This window comes from Methanosarcina sp. 1.H.T.1A.1 (assembly GCF_000979295.1).
Taxonomy (GTDB): Archaea; Halobacteriota; Methanosarcinia; order Methanosarcinales; family Methanosarcinaceae; genus Methanosarcina.
This window is the reverse complement of sequence record NZ_JJQY01000020.1, coordinates 1-16,444: the sequence shown is the minus strand read 5'-3', so window position 1 is coordinate 16,444 and position 16,444 is coordinate 1. Positions and strand designations below refer to the sequence as shown.

General features: G+C 39.5%; 12 protein-coding genes and 1 pseudogene. 7 read left to right on the top strand and 6 right to left on the bottom strand.

Features of this window, described 5'->3' with window-relative positions:
* From EO95_RS02865 to EO95_RS02855, 3 genes are all read left to right on the top strand, one after another.
* Nucleotides 1–2,428: CHAT domain-containing tetratricopeptide repeat protein (locus tag EO95_RS02865; protein ID WP_048131970.1), on the top strand; the 2,428-nt coding region annotated here is incomplete at its 5' end.
* A 53-nt stretch (nt 2,429–2,481) separates the two neighbouring features.
* Complete coding sequence (locus EO95_RS16645) at nt 2,482–3,174, top strand: tetratricopeptide repeat protein (RefSeq protein ID WP_052733466.1); 693 nt, start codon at nt 2,482–2,484, stop codon at nt 3,172–3,174.
* A gap of 33 nt (nt 3,175–3,207) precedes the next feature.
* Complete coding sequence (locus tag EO95_RS02855; protein WP_156163958.1) at nt 3,208–4,173, top strand: hypothetical protein; 966 nt, start codon at nt 3,208–3,210, stop codon at nt 4,171–4,173.
* Nucleotides 4,174–4,459: 286 nt separating this feature from the next.
* Here the strand turns inward: EO95_RS02855 and EO95_RS02850 are convergent, their stop codons facing one another.
* Both EO95_RS02850 and EO95_RS02845 read right to left on the bottom strand, forming a co-directional pair.
* Nucleotides 4,460–4,633: a hypothetical protein gene (locus EO95_RS02850; protein ID WP_156163957.1), complete on the bottom strand. Its 174-nt coding sequence runs from the start codon at nt 4,631–4,633 to the stop codon at nt 4,460–4,462.
* 431 nt (nt 4,634–5,064) lie between these two features.
* Nucleotides 5,065–6,324: a tyrosine-type recombinase/integrase gene (locus tag EO95_RS02845; protein ID WP_048131964.1), complete on the bottom strand. Its 1,260-nt coding sequence runs from the start codon at nt 6,322–6,324 to the stop codon at nt 5,065–5,067.
* A 245-nt stretch (nt 6,325–6,569) separates the two neighbouring features.
* Between EO95_RS02845 and EO95_RS02840 the strand changes: the two genes are divergently transcribed.
* Nucleotides 6,570–7,622 (top strand): elongation factor Tu, encoded by a 1,053-nt coding sequence (locus tag EO95_RS02840; protein ID WP_048131962.1) that lies wholly within the window; start codon nt 6,570–6,572, stop codon nt 7,620–7,622.
* Between the two features lie 90 nt (nt 7,623–7,712).
* Nucleotides 7,713–8,222 carry a gamma-glutamylcyclotransferase gene (locus EO95_RS02835; protein WP_048131960.1) on the top strand — a complete coding sequence of 170 codons (510 nt, stop codon included), beginning with the start codon at nt 7,713–7,715 and terminating at the stop codon, nt 8,220–8,222.
* Between the two features lie 151 nt (nt 8,223–8,373).
* Here the strand turns inward: EO95_RS02835 and EO95_RS02830 are convergent, their stop codons facing one another.
* The 4 genes from EO95_RS02830 to EO95_RS02815 form a co-directional block, all read right to left on the bottom strand.
* Complete coding sequence (locus tag EO95_RS02830; protein WP_048131958.1) at nt 8,374–9,147, bottom strand: sugar phosphate isomerase/epimerase family protein; 774 nt, start codon at nt 9,145–9,147, stop codon at nt 8,374–8,376.
* A gap of 177 nt (nt 9,148–9,324) precedes the next feature.
* Nucleotides 9,325–9,804 (bottom strand): RNA-binding domain-containing protein, encoded by a 480-nt coding sequence (locus EO95_RS02825; RefSeq protein ID WP_048131956.1) that lies wholly within the window; start codon nt 9,802–9,804, stop codon nt 9,325–9,327.
* A gap of 248 nt (nt 9,805–10,052) precedes the next feature.
* Nucleotides 10,053–10,613: a dephospho-CoA kinase gene (locus EO95_RS02820; protein WP_048131954.1), complete on the bottom strand. Its 561-nt coding sequence runs from the start codon at nt 10,611–10,613 to the stop codon at nt 10,053–10,055.
* 473 nt (nt 10,614–11,086) lie between these two features.
* The gene (locus EO95_RS02815; RefSeq protein ID WP_048131952.1) at nt 11,087–12,331 is read right to left on the bottom strand and encodes an ORC1-type DNA replication protein; all 1,245 of its coding nucleotides are present in this window, start codon (nt 12,329–12,331) and stop codon (nt 11,087–11,089) included.
* Nucleotides 12,332–14,147: 1,816 nt separating this feature from the next.
* Between EO95_RS02815 and EO95_RS18695 the strand changes: the two are divergent.
* Together EO95_RS18695 and putP are read left to right on the top strand one after the other, a co-directional pair.
* Nucleotides 14,148–14,231, top strand: a pseudogene (locus EO95_RS18695) (hypothetical protein); the annotation flags it as partial.
* A gap of 170 nt (nt 14,232–14,401) precedes the next feature.
* Nucleotides 14,402–15,931, top strand: coding sequence for a sodium/proline symporter PutP (gene putP / locus EO95_RS02810; RefSeq protein WP_048131951.1), 1,530 nt, complete (start codon nt 14,402–14,404; stop codon nt 15,929–15,931).
* The last annotated feature ends 513 nt before the right edge of the window (nt 15,932–16,444 follow it).

The window sequence follows — 16,444 nt, the reverse complement described above, 5'->3', positions numbered from 1 at the left end:
AGGTGATCTCAAAGAACTCGAAGAAGCCATTGAGAAATATAAACAGGCGGTTTCACTAACTCCCCCCGAATCACCTGAATTACCTGGAAGATTAAACAACCTCGGCGTCGGTCTAAAAAATAGATATTCACGTACAAGTGACTTCAAAGACCTCGAAGAAGCCATAGAGAAATATAAACAGGCGGTTTCACTAACTCCCTCCGAATCACCTGAATTACCTGGAAGATTAAACAACCTCGGCAATGGTCTAAGAAATAGATATTCTCATACAGGTGATCTCAAAGATATCGAAGAAGCCATTGAGAAATATAAACAGGCGGTTTCACTAACTCCCCCCGAATCACCTGAAATGCCAAGCATATTAAACAACCTCGGCACCGGTCTAAGAGATAGATATTCCCGTACATGGGACCTAAAAGAACTCGAAGAAGCCATAGAGAAATATAAACAGGCAGTTTCACTAACTCTCCCCGAATCACCTAAATTACCAATGTATCTAAACAACCTCGGCGCTGGTCTAAGTAATCTTTATTCACGTACATGGGACCTAAAAGAACTTGAAGAGGCCATAGAGAATTTTAAAAAAGCAGTTTCACTAACGCCTCAAGAATCACCTGAATTACCAGGTTATCTTAACAACCTCGGCGCTGGTCTAAGTGATCTTTATTCATGTACAGGTGACCAAGAACTCGAAGGAGCCATAGAGAATTTTAAAAAAGCAGTTTCACTAACGTTCCCCGAATCACCTGAATTACCAATGTATCTAAACAACCTCGGCAACGGTCTAAGTTATCTTTATTTCCATACAGGGGACCTGAAAAACCTTGAAGAGGCCATAGCTAACTATAAAATGGCATTTTCCTTAACGGATCCTGAAGCACCTTCTTTACCAGGTTATCTTAACAACCTCGGCAGCGGTCTAAGTAATCTTTATTCCCATACAGGGGATCTCAAAGACATAAAAGAAGCATTCGGTGCTTACAATGAAGCAAGAAATTGTATGGATCATTCATTTTCAAAAATTATGGTTGCATATAAACTTGGTCTTAGGGATACTTTAGGGAAAATAGATGTAAATATTGTTAAGATTTCTCTCAAGTTAAAAGAAGCATGTTCACCGGCTGAAATATCAAAATGGGTAATAGAATCAATGGTTTCAGTTGAAGGTGCTAAATCCAGGCTTCTCAATGAATTTATTGCAAAGGGTGATATTCCTGCTCCTTCTTCAATCTCTCCGGCTCTGGCTGAAGAAGAAGCTCAAATTGTAAAAAAGCTTGTTGATATAGACAATATGGAATTGTCAAGTAGAGGACTATTGGGAGCTTCTGAAGAAGAGACTTCTTCTAGAATGTTGAGGATAAAGGAAAGAGATGAATTTATTCAGAGATTAAATAACCTGTGGAGCCAGATGGAGACATTTGGTGAGGAAGCCGCGAATTTTGTAAATCTTCGAAGAGGAACAAGGCCTTCATGGGAAGATCTTCGCATCCTTACAAAAGAAGCAGGAAGCGATTCTGCAGTTCTTTCTCTTTTTATTTTGGATGAGCAGCTGATACTTTTTGTGCTGAAAGAAGACTGGGAATATCCAGAGATAATTGAAGCCTCACTTACTTACAATATTCTACAGAAAAAAGAAGGTAAATCGTTTAGTGAAGTTATGGAGGACCTGAAAATAATAGTAGGTCCTCTCCTTGAATCAATCCGTCCTTATTTGAATGGAGTTAAGCGCGTAATTATCTCTCCATATGGCTTTGGGCATTTCATTCCATGGGCTGCCCTGGCAAAAGAATCAAATTTGGAAGTTTCCTGGGTTGTTGTGCCTGCATTGGGGAGCTTATCAGGCATTTTAAAGCGTTCAACTAAAGGTGTAGATCGTTCTCTTGTAATTGGAAACCCGATTGAAGATCTGGATCATTCTGAAGAGGAAGCAAAGATTATTGCGGACCGTCTGAATTCGAAACCTGTACTCAGGAAACGTGCAACGAAAGAAATAGCTATGGACCTCCTTCCGGAAGTAAGGATAGCTCATTTCTCCACCCATGGATACTTTGCTCCTTCTGACCCTCTGGACTCTGGTATTGTGCTTGCTAACGGTGTTCTCACAGCAAGGGAGGTCATGGGACTTGGTGCACGTCCTGAACTGCTTGTTCTTTCAGCCTGCGAAACGGGAGTAACAGGGAATATGGGTGGGGATGAGATGATGGGTTTATCTCAGGCTTTCTTGCAGGCTGGTGCAAGGAGCCTTCTGGTCAGTCTCTGGAAAGTAGATGATGAATCAACGGCATTTCTGATGGAGAATTTTTATGATTTCTGGCTGAAAGGTGATAACAAGGCAGAGGCATTGAGTAAAGCTATGGATGAAACGAGAAAACTATGGTCAGATATCTATTACTGGGGTGCTTTCAATCTTGTGGGGGATTGGAGATAATTGAAAAAATTTTTCTATATTAAACAATTACTTTAATGAGGAAGTGGATAAGTATGAATTGGGTTGTAGAAGGCAATAAGCTGTTTGAAAATAAGGAATATGATGAAAGCCTTAATTATTATCAGAAAGCCATTGAAATCGATCCCTCTAATGCAGACGCCTGGTACAATAAAGCCCTTGTACACATAATGTTTGGTGAGTATGTAGAAAGTCTCGAAGCCTGCGAAAGGTTTATTGAAAATGAGAAGGATGATCCTGAAGCATGGAAGCTAAAAGGTTTTTCTCTTTTTTATCTGAACAATTATGAAGGGGCTATTAATGCTTTTAATGAAGCTCTCAATTTAAGTCCGGAAGATGCATATGCTTGGAACAATAAAGGCTCTGCACTTTGCAATCTTGGGCTCTGGGATGAAGCAATCGAATCTTTTGAAAAGGCTTTTTCTCTTGATTCAAGATATTTAAATTCTTTAAAAAATAAGGAAAAAGTTTTGATTTATAAGAGAGCAGAAAAATCCCCTGAGGAAAACAAGGAGCTCACTAAAGAACAAAAAGAACATTTAGAGAATATAAAAGAAAGGGGCCTTAGAAATTCGTATGGTCCTTTACCCGGGATAAGTACAGATTTACCACCGGGAGAGGAGATGATCTGCCCCGTATGTGGGTATAAATGCGGGCTACGTGCAAAAGGACAGAGATGCCCGAATGACAGGGAAAAAATGGTTCGTGCCGTTCTGGTCAAACAATAAGGTGTTTTGATGTATACCATACTCTGGAAAGCAATGGTTGGGGAACAGTCGAAACTGTGGGATCTTAACGTAATTCCACCAGCTCTGTTTTTTTGGGGGGGTGGTCTGCTTGTATGGTGTACTTCAGATGGATGGAATCTGGAAACGTTTATTGATTGGTTTAAGAATCTAGAGGGTTTAAATAGTTCGCAGGCTGTTTTTCTCTTTCTTTTTTTTGTCCTTTTTTTGATTGTCTCTACAAAATTGGTTGAGTGGATACAATCTCCTTTGATCCGTTTTGCTGAGGGTTACTGGCCAATATTTCCATTGAATAAGCTTGGTGATTATCTGGTAAATCATCTCAGATCAAAAATGAAGCCAAAAATCTTAAGATACGATGATATTGGCCGTAAGTACGAGAACTTAAAAGACCCCAAAAGTGTGGCCAAGGGTCCATCTGATTCTGAAAGAATAGAATTTGCCAAGCTCGAAACAGAACTTAATCAGTATCCAAATGATATGGTTTTGCCTACGAAATTCGGGAATATAATTAGGGCAGCCGAGGAATATCCTTCTGATTGTTATGGTCTGGAAACCATGCGTGTATGGCCTGATCTGTGGCTTCTTCTTCCAGATAGAGTAAGAGATGAACTCAGTAAAGCAAATAAAGACATTAGTGAGCGGATAACATGGTTTTTCTGGGTTTCTTCTTTTTCTTTATGGACTATTGTGGCCTGGGCAGTATGGGATAAAATTGTTCTATGGCCATTGTTTGTAGCCTTTTTCGGGACAGTCTCAGTTTATTACTTGGGCTTGATTCCTGCTGCATCAAATTTTGGAGATCTTCTGCGAGCTTCCTTTGATCTGCATCGATTTGCTGTGTATGAGGCACTTCATTTACCATTACCTTTCGATCCAAATGATGAAGACAAGGATGGTGAAAATTTGTCTCAATATTTGAAGCATGGAATACATCCGGATGTGAAAGTTCTGTTCACACATTCTGAGATAAAGAAATAGACTGAAATGAAGTTACTGTAAATCAGCTCCTAAGAATAGGTTGAGTTATATCGATCATAGCGTAATGATATATCTGTTTACTAACTGATGAATGAGCTTATCCCAAAACCATTTTTTCAAACATCTGCTTTTACCTCACAAAGTTAAATAAACGCCTTTAAACATATATAATTTTTTAAGTTAGTTTTTAGTGAGAAATCGAAAAACAATGAATTATTATTGACGCATTGTTTTATTGTCTGTGTTTATGGTTTCCGGAGATGTTGGAGCATCTCAGGAGCTGTTTTCACGCCTCACATTTCTCATTTTCGTTCAACGCATTTTCAATTATAGCTCCTATAAATGCGCTTCTTCCGATCATTCCGCGTTTCTGTTCGAGTTTTTTGTACGTATCTAAATCGATATATGCAGCCACCTTTGCACGGTGGCCGACTATAAATGGTTCTCTGATTTGTTCCATTATCATGGTCCTCCAAATTTTGTCTGAATTTGTTATATTAATTCATTTGGTATATTCTACTCTCATGAAATTTCTATATATGTTTAACTGAGTTTTCCCAATCAAAAATGTACATTAACCCACACAAATGTGCAATTTTTAGCCAAGAAGATTCATTTTTTTTATTGTATATAGAGGTTTTTTTAAAACGTTACAAAAATAATTCCCTTTTTTTGCCTTGAACGTACCTTGAACGTGCGTTCAAATTGAGAACCACAAACAACAACCCTTTACACAATCAGCCGACGTCTCTATAATAATCATAATCAGTGGACACGCTAAGTAGTCGCGGCACAAAGAAGAGAAAAGAAGGTCTCTGAAAGAAGAAGATCCTTTGAAAAAAAAAGTAGGAAAAAGGAAAGTAAAAAAGAGGGAAGTAGGAAAAAAGGAAATCAAGCTTTTCCTATTTCTTCCTTAACCCTCTCAATCATATTTTTCATCCATTTTTCATCAATATTGCCCATCACCTCAGATTTTATCTGAGATAATTTTTCTATTTCAGCTCTCAATTCCTGCAGCTCTGACCGTTCAACTATATGACGGGCTGTTTCTGCCTGCAATATCGCGTTTTCCTTTTTGATCTGCTGATATTCCAGACTCTCAGAAACGTCGAGCTCTTTTTGAAGCGTAAGATAAGGAATGTATTTTTGATAAATCTCTTTTAATTTGTCAGGTGATGCCCGGAAATAAGCGCATCGTGTGGCATCTAGGGTGTGACCCATTGTGTATTCGACAAAAAAGCTATCAGCTCCCGCATTTAATAAGGCTGAGTTGTAATATTTCCTAACATTATGTGAGCGAATAAGGTTCCATTGCCCTGTAGGAGTATTCTTTTGTGCTTTCTCGGAAATTATGCGGTAAATCTTTGTGATTGTACTTTCCTGTAATTTTCTGATCTCTTCATCGTGTTTATCTAAAAATTCCTCTGGTACATTCCGAATCACAAAAAGATATCCATTATCACTGGTAATTTCCTGTTTCGATAGCTGCTTAAGCCTTTTAGGATTTGAATACTTTGGTTTTCTTTCCCGGTAAGCCAGATAATCCCAGACTGCGTGGCTGGCTTCCGGGCTGATGAAGGTCACGAAATCACGGTTTACTTTTTTCCTTCTCAGGTCCAGGGTGGTGATTTCCGTTTTAGGGTCATATCCTTGTTTGAAGTCACTGATTTTCAGGTCTCGGATTTCATTGGAAGCCAGCCCGCTTGATACTCCTACAAGTAAGACAGCTTTCTCTAAAGGATCACATACTTTTAAGATTTGTTGCAGGTCTTCTTTTGTGGGTATCGCCTTGTTTTCAGGAAGTGGCTTTGCTTTCCCGATTCTCTGCATAGTGGGAATTTCAATATCAAAAGTTTTGTAAAAGCTCCTAACCCCGGTCATCTTAGACCTTACTGAAAGATCTGATAGTTTCTGATCTTGCAAGTACTTTCGGAATCCGATAAGATAAGACTTGATTTTCCTTTGTCTCATCAATTTACCTGATTTTATTTCATCTTCAGCTTCTGTTAACAGCTCTTCTGGTGTTTTTCCAGTCCAATCTGTAAAATTTTGCATTGCCTGAAGGTAAAGCTTTTTAGTATTAATAGCAGGATTAAGTGTGTCAATCCAGTCTATGATTAAAGGATCATTCACCAGTTCACATACTTTCATTAAAACCCCTCATTACTGTATATGTTACTTTTAGTAGTAAAATACTACAGTATATTAATACCAGTGACAGATACAAAGTTAGCGAAAGCCATAGTCTAAACAGTGCAGCTTTAAAGAGAGTTGCGAATTTCAAAAATCTGTTGCCTGAGAAACATTAAGGTTCAATTAATCCTTACATTCAACACAAATTCGAAGGGTCTGGAAAGACTCCATACATAGCATTGATTCAGAAAAGGGGACTCACAATGGTAAACGTTGCAATTATAGGGACAGAAAAAAGTGGCAGGACTTCCCTTGCCGCAAACCTCGGGAAAAAAGGAACAGTTTCCGATATAACGATGTACAACAACGCTAAGGAAGGCAAGAATATGGTTTTCGTGGACGCCAACAGCTATCCGAAAACCTTGAAATCCCTTGTCACAGTACTGAATATTTCCGATATAGCAGTCCTGTGCATCCCTCCTCAGGGCCTGGACGCCCATACCGGAGAATGTATCATTGCACTGGACCTGCTCGGTTTTAAACATGGAATTATTGCCCTGACAAAGTCGGACAGCACCAACATGCATGCAGTTGACGAATTTAAGGCAAAACTAAAGGTAATCACTGCAGGAACCGCACTCCAGAACTGGGAATGTATCTCCCTGAACACAAACAAAAGCGCAAAGAATCCCTTTGAAGGCGTGGACGACCTTAAAGCTATAATTAATGAGATGGCAGAGAAAATAGAAGTCGAACATGCAGAACTTAACAGCCTGCCTGCAAGAATCTTCATAGACCACGCTTTCAATGTGATGGGCAAAGGATGTGTTGTTCTTGGAGTTGTCAAGCAGGGAATCTCAAAGGAAAAAGATAAAACCAAAATATTTCCACTGGACAGGGAAATAGAAATTAAATCAATCCAGAGCCACGATGTGGATATAACTGAAGCCCCGACAGGCACAAGAGTTGGCATGCGCCTGAAAAATGTCCAGGCCAAAGATATAGAAAGAGGCTTCATAATTTCTGATAAAGAAAACGTAACCACTGACTACGTTCTGGAATGTGCGATCTCAAAATTCACGAAAAAGATAGAGCCAGAAAGTGTGCTTCACCTCTTTGTGGGACTTCAGTCCGAACCTGTGCGCGTTGAGAAAATCCTGGTTGACGGAAAGGAAGCAAAGGAAGCAAAGCCAGGCACTACCTGCGTGCTGGAACTTTCAGGAAACAAAAAGGTTGCCTACAGCAAAGAAGACCGTTTCCTGCTTTCAAACCTTGACCTGACCCAGCGCTTTGCAGCTTACGGCTTTTCGAAATAAGTTTGAGACTAAGTTTAAGACCGAGTTTGAGACTAAGTTTAAGACCAAGTTTAAGACCGAGTTTAAAACCGAGTGTAAAAGGGATATGCCATGGAAAACGGCTCAGGGGAATACATAACCTCAGGGAAGGACAAAACCCTTTACGGGAACACCTTCCACCGAAACATCTGCTGGCAGCGCTCATACGAAAGGGCGGAAGGCGAAGAGATCGTAATGGCACTTTACGGCAGTCTGCGAAACGGGCTATACAACAGCCGGCGCTTTGATCTCCAGAACAGGTCGGAATTCCTTGGGACTACAAAAGTCAGCGGATATGCACTCTACTCTCTGGGCCCTTATCCCGGAATATATCCCTCTGAAGGCTGCTCGGTGGTTGCAGAGGTTCGCAGGTTTTCCGGAAAACAGCTTGAAGTTGCAAAATCCATTGATTATATGGAGCTTTTCGGGGGGTACCACAGAGAATATGTGGACCTTGAAATCGAAAATCAGAAAATTAGGGGTTTTATCTATGTCTACGATGAAAAACCCGAAGCTGAAATAATAGGGCATGGAGATTGGACCCATTACCTTAAAGAGAAAGAACTGAAAGAGAAGACCTGAAAAAGGAATGAGGCAAAAATTAAAGAGAAAATTAAGCAAAAATTAAAGAGAAAATTAGGCAAAAATTAAAGAGAAAATTAGGCAAAAATTAAAGAGAAATGGCGGTAAGAGCTGAGAAGAAAAGGCGACAAGTAAAAAAGCCACAGGGAACTCACAGCTTTCTTAAGAACTCGAGGCTTTTGATCCCTTCTTCGACTGAAGCCATTTCGGTAACAAAAATTCCCTTATAGTTTGAGAGCTTCTCCATAACCTGTTTCCAGTTTACAGTACCCTCTCCGAGAGGGAGATGTTCATCTTTTTTGCCCATATTGTCATGGATGTGAACATGGGATATCCTCTCTCCCAGTTGATCCAGAAATTCGTCTACAAGCCCCACGGTGTTGGCATGCCCTACATCGAAGGTGAACCCCACGTTGTGGCTCCCGACAGCATCGAACATTTCCTGCATTTCATCAGGATATTTGCCAAAAATCTTTGGGAAATCGGGCATATTCTCAACAGCCACAAGGATCCCGAAATCTGCTGCAAAGTCGCATAATTCCCGGATAGAGGCAAGGTTTGTCATATAGGCTTGCTGCGGAACCTGTACCCCATAAGGTGAGAGATATCCGGGATGTACCACAGCCAGATTGACATAGTTCGAGGCAAGGGCAAGGTAGTTCTTCATCTGCCTGAGGACTTCTGCACGGATTGAGTCATTAAGGCCTGCGAGGTTCATATCAGAAAAAGGCAAATGCAGGGTAAGTTCCAGGCTGGTGGTATCATAAATATTCTTCAGGTTCTGAAAGGTCTTGCTGTTCAGGCACTGGGATCCTTCCTGTACGATCTCCCAGCCAGTATACCCATGGTCTTCGAGCGTGTATGCCCATTTAAAAGGATCTTCAACGACCGCACGCGATGAAAAACTGATTCTATCCAGCTGCATGGTGACAATTCATCCTTTTTACTTCGTCTCTTCTAATTCGTCCTTTTCAATTCAGCCCTTTTTAAATAATCCCTTTTAATACATCCCTGATTAACATAAACTTGGGGCGGGAATTGAAATATAATTAACTAAACTTCGTAATTAACTAAACTTCGTAATTAACTAAACTTTGAGATTTCAGCCCCTTTCCACATAGTCCATTCCCACTTCGACAACCGGCACCCCTTCTTCGGTGAGAGGTAAGAGCCACTCAAAGAGCCTTTCCATCTCCTCAGGAGAGTCTGCCCTGATAACGACTTTAATGGCTCCCAGAGACCCTTCTTCAGCAGGAACACTTGGAACTCCAACAAAAGCGGCTTGCTTGTTGAGCAAAAAACGAACTAAAAGCCCTTCCCGAGATAATCCTTTATTGAAAGCCTTGTTACGGAGACTGTCTATAATTTTTTCCCTGCGAATAAGTCCGTGCAGATTAAACAGGAGATCAAGTCCCCCCTCTCCGGTAAGAAGAAAAGAAGGAGAAACTTCTTTTTCGGATTCCGTTGAGTCAATAGTTTCTTTTTGAAGTTCTATTCCCGTAAAAAGAACTGAAATGGCTTTAATGACCTTTTCAAGGTCTTCCGTAGGATATACAGGTGCTGAAATCTTTACACTGATCATAAATTTACTCCACTATAATCTCAATATGATTGTTCCGGAAAGTATTCAGTTGAATTGCATTTTCGACACTGTTCTATAATCTCAATATAATTGTTCCGGAAAGTATTCAGTTGAATTGCATTTTCGACACTGTTCAACAGAAATGACTTACTATCTTCAGAGAAGTTAGTCTATCGAATCTGTTCTTAAAACGTTATTTTTCCGGGTTTATTCTTGAACATTATCCTGTCAGATTTGTTCTTGAAATGTTATTTTTCCGGGCGTGATCCTGAATAATTCCCCAAAACCTCAACAACATCTTTTCTGAAGGCTTCAAGAGTGGAATTGTTTTCGATTTCCACATTAGAGGCTTCTATAGCTTCCCCCATGCCCCAGCTGAGTTCTCGTTCGTCTCTGTGGCGAAGGCCTTCGATACTGTTCATATCATCGCTTCTGCCTCTCTTCTGGACCCTGGAAAATCGAATCTCAATGGGAGCGTAAATGGAAATAAGGACAAAACCTTTTCCGAATTCCTGCCTGAAGAACTCCACTTCGGCAATCCCGCGCACACCGTCAACAACTACAAGTTCCGAGCCTACTTCCCTGATCTGAGAAACGCAGCGCCTGGAAACAGCATCCATGCCCTCACACTTGCGAAGGTCCGTTGCAACCATTCCGGTATTGGAATCGTTGGGTTCAAGCCCACGCTTCAGTACTTCCTTCCGGATCACATCACCCATAATAATAACAGGAATGCCCATCTCAGCAGCAATCCTGGAAGCTTCGGATTTTCCCGAAGCTGGCATGCCTACAAACGCTATTATCTTCATCAAAAATTACCTTTTAAACCTGAATCCTTAGATTTGAGTTATAAGATTGAACTATAAATTTGAGTAGAAGCCTCAATAGAAATCTCAATTAGAATCTCAATAGAAACTCGAGTTAGCAAATTAGGATCATTAACTCTGGTAGAAACTCGAATAGTATGGAACTTGAATAATATGGAACTTGAATAATATGGAACTTGAATAATATGGGAACTTGAATAATATAGATCTATATGACATATTAATTATGATACGATCCTAGTCAAACCACAGGATCATATATATTATTTCCTGAAAAGCTGAGGCTATTTTCTGAAAGATTGGAGGAAAAGCTTCTGGAAAGAAAATAATGGGAAAAAGTTTTTCCATAATAAACCAGGGAAATCAAAAGGAAGAGTCTTTGTGAGTACATTTTAAGAACGGGTTAAAATGGCAGGATAAAAAAGAAAGGCCGGATAAGGAAGATAATCCGGACTTTATGAGAACATCTTGTTGAAGACGGAAGCTTTGAAATCTACAAGAGGTTTGAGCCTGTAATCTTCAAGAAGTACTTTGCGAGTGTTTTCCACAGGAACGCTCAACGAAATTTCTTTTGTCCTTCCGTAACGGCCCTTGCTTACTACCACGGCATTCACTATGCCCAGCATGTCAAGTTCTGACATCAGGTCGGTGACCCTGCGCTGGGTAAGGATATCCACGTCAATATGATGACAGAGCTGGCGGTAGACATTATACATCTCACCGGTTGTGATGTTCTTGCCTTCTCTTCCCCGGTTCCTGAGCAGGATGATGCTGTAGAGAACAAGCTTGGACTGGGTGGGGAGAGTCCGCACGACTTCTACTACACGGTCGATTTCGATCTTCTCCTGCGCACGCCTTACATGTTCTTCGAGAACTTGCGGCTGGTTTTCTCTCTCTGCAATTTCTCCTGAAACACGCAGAAGGTCAAGTGCCCGGCGGGCATCACCGTGTTCCTGGGCTGCAAAGGCTGCACAGAGCGGGATTACCATTTCGCCCAGCACTCCGTCGTTGTAAGCCATTTTTGCCCTTTGCTTCAGGATATCGCTGATCTGCTCGGCATCATAAGGCGGAAAGATCAGTTCCTCTTCGCCCAGGGAACTTTTGACTCTGGGGTCCAGAAACTCTGTAAATTTGAGGTCGTTGGAAACCCCAATCATGCTGACCTTGGCTTTTTTGAGGTCGGTATTGATTCTTGAAAGGTTGTAGAGGACATCATCACCTTTCTTAATCAGCTTGTCAATTTCGTCCAGAATGATGATAATAACCTGATCTCTTGCATCGATTGCTTCCTTAAATTTCATGAAGACCTGGTCCGTGGGCCACCCGGTCATAGGGACCTCTTCTTCGAAATGCCTGGCAAGGTTTGCAAGAAGCCTGTACTGAGTATCGATTACCTCACAGTTAATATAAACAACAGAGCAGAAAACGGACTTGTCTTCACTTACCCTTTCAAGTTCCTTTCCTACATATCTTGTCACTGCAGTCTTTCCTGTCCCTGTTTTCCCGTAAATCAGGACATTGGAAGGGGTCTCTCCCCTGAGTGCAGAAACCAGGATAGTTGCAAGACTGTTTATCTGTTCGTTCCTGTGTAATAACAGGTCCGGTGTATAAGAAGGACGAAGAACCTCTTTGTTTTTAAAAATTGACTTTCCGTCAAGTAATTTTTCGAATAAGCCGTCTAATGATTGAGCTTTTATCATGAATGACCCTCTCGTATAAAAATTATAATATACAGATGCAACGGATTAAGATGGATTATATGGACAATTAATATGTACGGTTTATATGTACGGTTTAATGCACAGATAGAGTATGCAAAGTTAAGAATTAATTAAAGAAGGTAAGGAGTTTCTGCACGCTTTATGAGTTCATACACGCCTTTTTCCTTTTTTAATTTTAAATTTTCAGTTTTATTATTACAGTTCCATATTTTAATCTTGATTTTTGAGTTCCATTTTCAGTCTTAATTTTTGAACTATAATTTTTTTAGTTTTAAGTCGTTGAGCTATAATTTTTTTAGTTTTAAGTCCTGTTTTTCAGCCCCAATTATTGTGTCAAGTTTAAATAATTGAAAGTCCTGCTTAAGGAATCATATCACTAATTTTTCATGGATACAGATGAGAGAGAAAACTGCAAACATTTAAATCCAGACTTTGAAAGAGTTTTTGAACCATTTTCATTATTTCGAAGTTAGTATATTGAAAACTCAGAACACTATCCAGACAGAATATATTAGACTAAATATATTCAGACATAATATCACCCAGACATGGAAAAGATATATGTAAAGGCGTAATTGTTAATTTTCAAAGTGTCTGTCCCTCTTGATTCTCAGTAATTCTTGAAACCTGGTTTGTTGTTTTGTATAATTTTGATAAGTCAAACCTTATGGATGAGAGATTCACAAAGGGGAGATGGATAGATAAATGCATGTTTCTTAAAGTTAATGCCTGAATTTTTTATTTTCAACATGCGGGGGATAAACTGGAGAGTGAGTTACGCACTTTAAATCATCTCTTAAGCCCTGATAGAACCTGTAATTGGAATACTCTTTACCCAAAATTTTAGATGAAATTTATATATAAACATTTGATTTCAAGGTATATTTGCAGTAGATGCAATGGAAGTACACGGTATTAATAGTTATGGTAAAGCACCCTGCATTTCCAATGGAACTAATATTTCCCTTAAAGACACCCTGAAGAAAACGACATCACCAAACTCAGTTTTAAAAAAATGAGAGATTTACAATTCCAGACCCCCCGAAGGTCAAATTTAAACCCCCTTTTTCGCATGGAAGAATAGAGGAAAATTTTGAACCCCTTTACTTCCAATGAATGATAAAAAATATTTAGCACAAAATAATAATGTTAGGGAAACAAACAGCCATACTAAAACGAAAGTGGATGTGTTAAAAATAAAAACAGTTTTGATGTAAATAAGATCGTCGATAACAAAACTGTTGCTTAAGAAATAAATACAGTCTAACTGAAAATAAGGGACATACATCAAAAGTAACTATATTTATGGAGTGTAAATACATAAAAAATTGGCTATGTGTATGTAGCAACTTATAAATATTATTCAAATAGCATGTTTTTCAAAGTCCGATTGTTTTTTAAAGATTTATTAGTAGAATTGTTGATTGGTTTTTAGAATTGTTGATTGGTTTTTAGAATTGTTGATTGGTTTTTAGAATTGTTGATTGGTTTTTAGAATTGTTGATTTAATAATTTCTTACTGCAATTTCACTTATCGACTCAAGCTAAAAAAGAATTTTTGAAAATAAATCGAAAATGGAAATACTTTCTATAATTTTTTCCAACGCGCCGAAATAAAACGAACCGTTTATAATGTCTGGATAACAAAACAGTATTATAAAACTGCTATGAATTATTGCCCCTAGAATAAATAGCATAAAATAAAATTGTGTTATAAATAATATACTTCTCTGAAAATAGCTACCGACAGAATCACTGTAACTAGCAAATTTACAGATGAAAGTAACTTAGTGGAAGTAATCTTAGTGGAAGTAATCTGAGCGAAAATAATCTGAGCGAAAATAATCTGAGCGAAAGTAACGTTAACTGTAAAAAATGACTTATCTACAGCTATTAGGACAGAGATCTGTAAGATAATGGAACCTGTGAAAACACAGGATATTTGTTAGATATAAGAAGCTTACAAGAAATTTACTAAAAAATTGGAGTTCACTAAAAAACTGGAGTTTACTAAAAAACTGGAGTTTACTAAAAAACTGGAGTTAAATAATGGTATCAGATAATTTTAGTATTGTACTTGTTTTCGCAGTATATCTGCTTTTTATGATCGCCATCGGAGTTCTCTATTATCGGAAAACGGAGAATCTTGCGGATTATATTTTAGGAGGAAGAAAGCTAAACAGCTGGGTTACTGCGCTGAGTTCGCAGGCGTCGGATATGAGCGGCTGGTTGCTAATGGGATTGCCGGGATATGCTTACCTATCAGGAATGGAATCTATTTGGGTAGGAGTGGGTCTAGCTGCTGGAACTTACCTGAACTGGAAATTCGTTGCAAAAAAATTGCGCCAATATACCCAGATTGCAGGAGATTCCATTACCATTCCTGTATACTTTGAAAACAGGTTCAGAGACAAAAGCCATGCTTTGAGAATTATTTCATCTATTCTGATTCTGGTCTTTTTCCTGCTTTACACTTCCTCAGGACTTGTAGCAGGTGGAAAGCTTTTCAATACTGTATTTGAAATTCCATATCAACAATCTCTTCTTATCGGCGCACTGGTAATTATTAGCTATACATTTCTTGGAGGTTTCATGGCTGTCTGCTGGACTGACTTTTTCCAGGGCATGCTAATGGTCTGCGCCATTGTTTTCGTGCCCCTTGCAGCCTTAAAGGGAATGGGAGGTTATGAGTCGACTGTAAGCCTGATTAAGAGTATAGATCCGCAGCTGCTTAACCCCTGGACTGCTCTTTCTGGAGGTTCAATTCCCCTTATCTCAAACCTGGCTTGGGGCCTGGGATACTTTGGTATGCCGCATATCCTGGTCCGTTTTATGGCCATAGAATCTCCTGACAAAATAAAGCAGGCAAGAATTATTGCAATGGTCTGGGTTATTATCTCTCTGTTCTTTGCTGTAGCAGGCGGGATAATCGGAAGAGCTTACCTCTATCCTGAGTTTCTTGGAGAAGCGGGAAGCGAAACTATCTTTATGGTGATGGTAAACAGTACGTTTACTCCTATTATTGCAGGAATTCTCCTTGCGGCTATCCTTGCAGCTATTATGAGTACTGCTGATTCCCAGCTTCTTGTGGCTGCTTCTGCCTTTACCGAAGATATCTACAGGATAATAGTAAAAAGGGATGCAGGAGAAAAAGAGCTCGTCTGGATGGGCAGGCTTGCAGTTATTGGAATTTCAGCAATTGCTTATCTAATAGCAAGAGATCCGAATAACTCGGTTATGGGTCTGGTCTCATATGCCTGGGCAGGATTTGGAGCTGCCTTTGGGCCTGTTATCCTCTTCTCTCTTTTCTGGAGAAAAACAACCAGAAATGGAGCGCTCGGAGGAATGATTGTCGGCGGTCTCGTCGTTATCGTCTGGAAGCAGCTCTCAGGTGGAATTTTTGACATATATGAAATTGTCCCTGGCTTCTTCCTCTCATGCATAACAATCTACCTTCTCAGTATTCTGGATAAGGAAGGTCCTGCAGAAGAAATCCTCAAAGAATTCGACCGCGTAAACCATATAAATCTCCATGGAAATACTGTTCACAAAGAAGATATTGGACCTCTCGAAACCTGACCTGAGTAAAAGATATGAGAAAAATTTCCCTTGATCCCGGAACTGCTTCTCAATTCATACGTTATAAAATACCCCCGCCAGCTTGCTGGCGGTGTCTCTTCCCCCATAAAAAAGGAAGGGCATGAAAAAGAGTGGAGTAATTTTCAGGGCATTTTATTCTATTTTAATTTTGTCTTGTTTGTATTCCTACCAACGGTTTTTTTTTGTTGCTTTTAATTTTTATCTTTCCTTCCATTTTATCCTCTATTTTTTTACTCTAAAAGACCAGACTGATGTCAGAAGATAAAAACACAGAAGATAAAAGCGATCCAAGATGGCTATTATGGCTATTATGGCCATTATGATGATTATGGCTGTAAGGGACAAAATTTAGGATTTCGAGACTTTAGGATTTCGAGACTTTAGAATTTTGGGCCGTGTCCGTGAGTTGTTGATCAATTCTGAAAAAACGAGTGCATCCCCCATGTTGGAGGAAAATGAAAAGAGATTCTCATGTTCACGGTTTTCAATAAC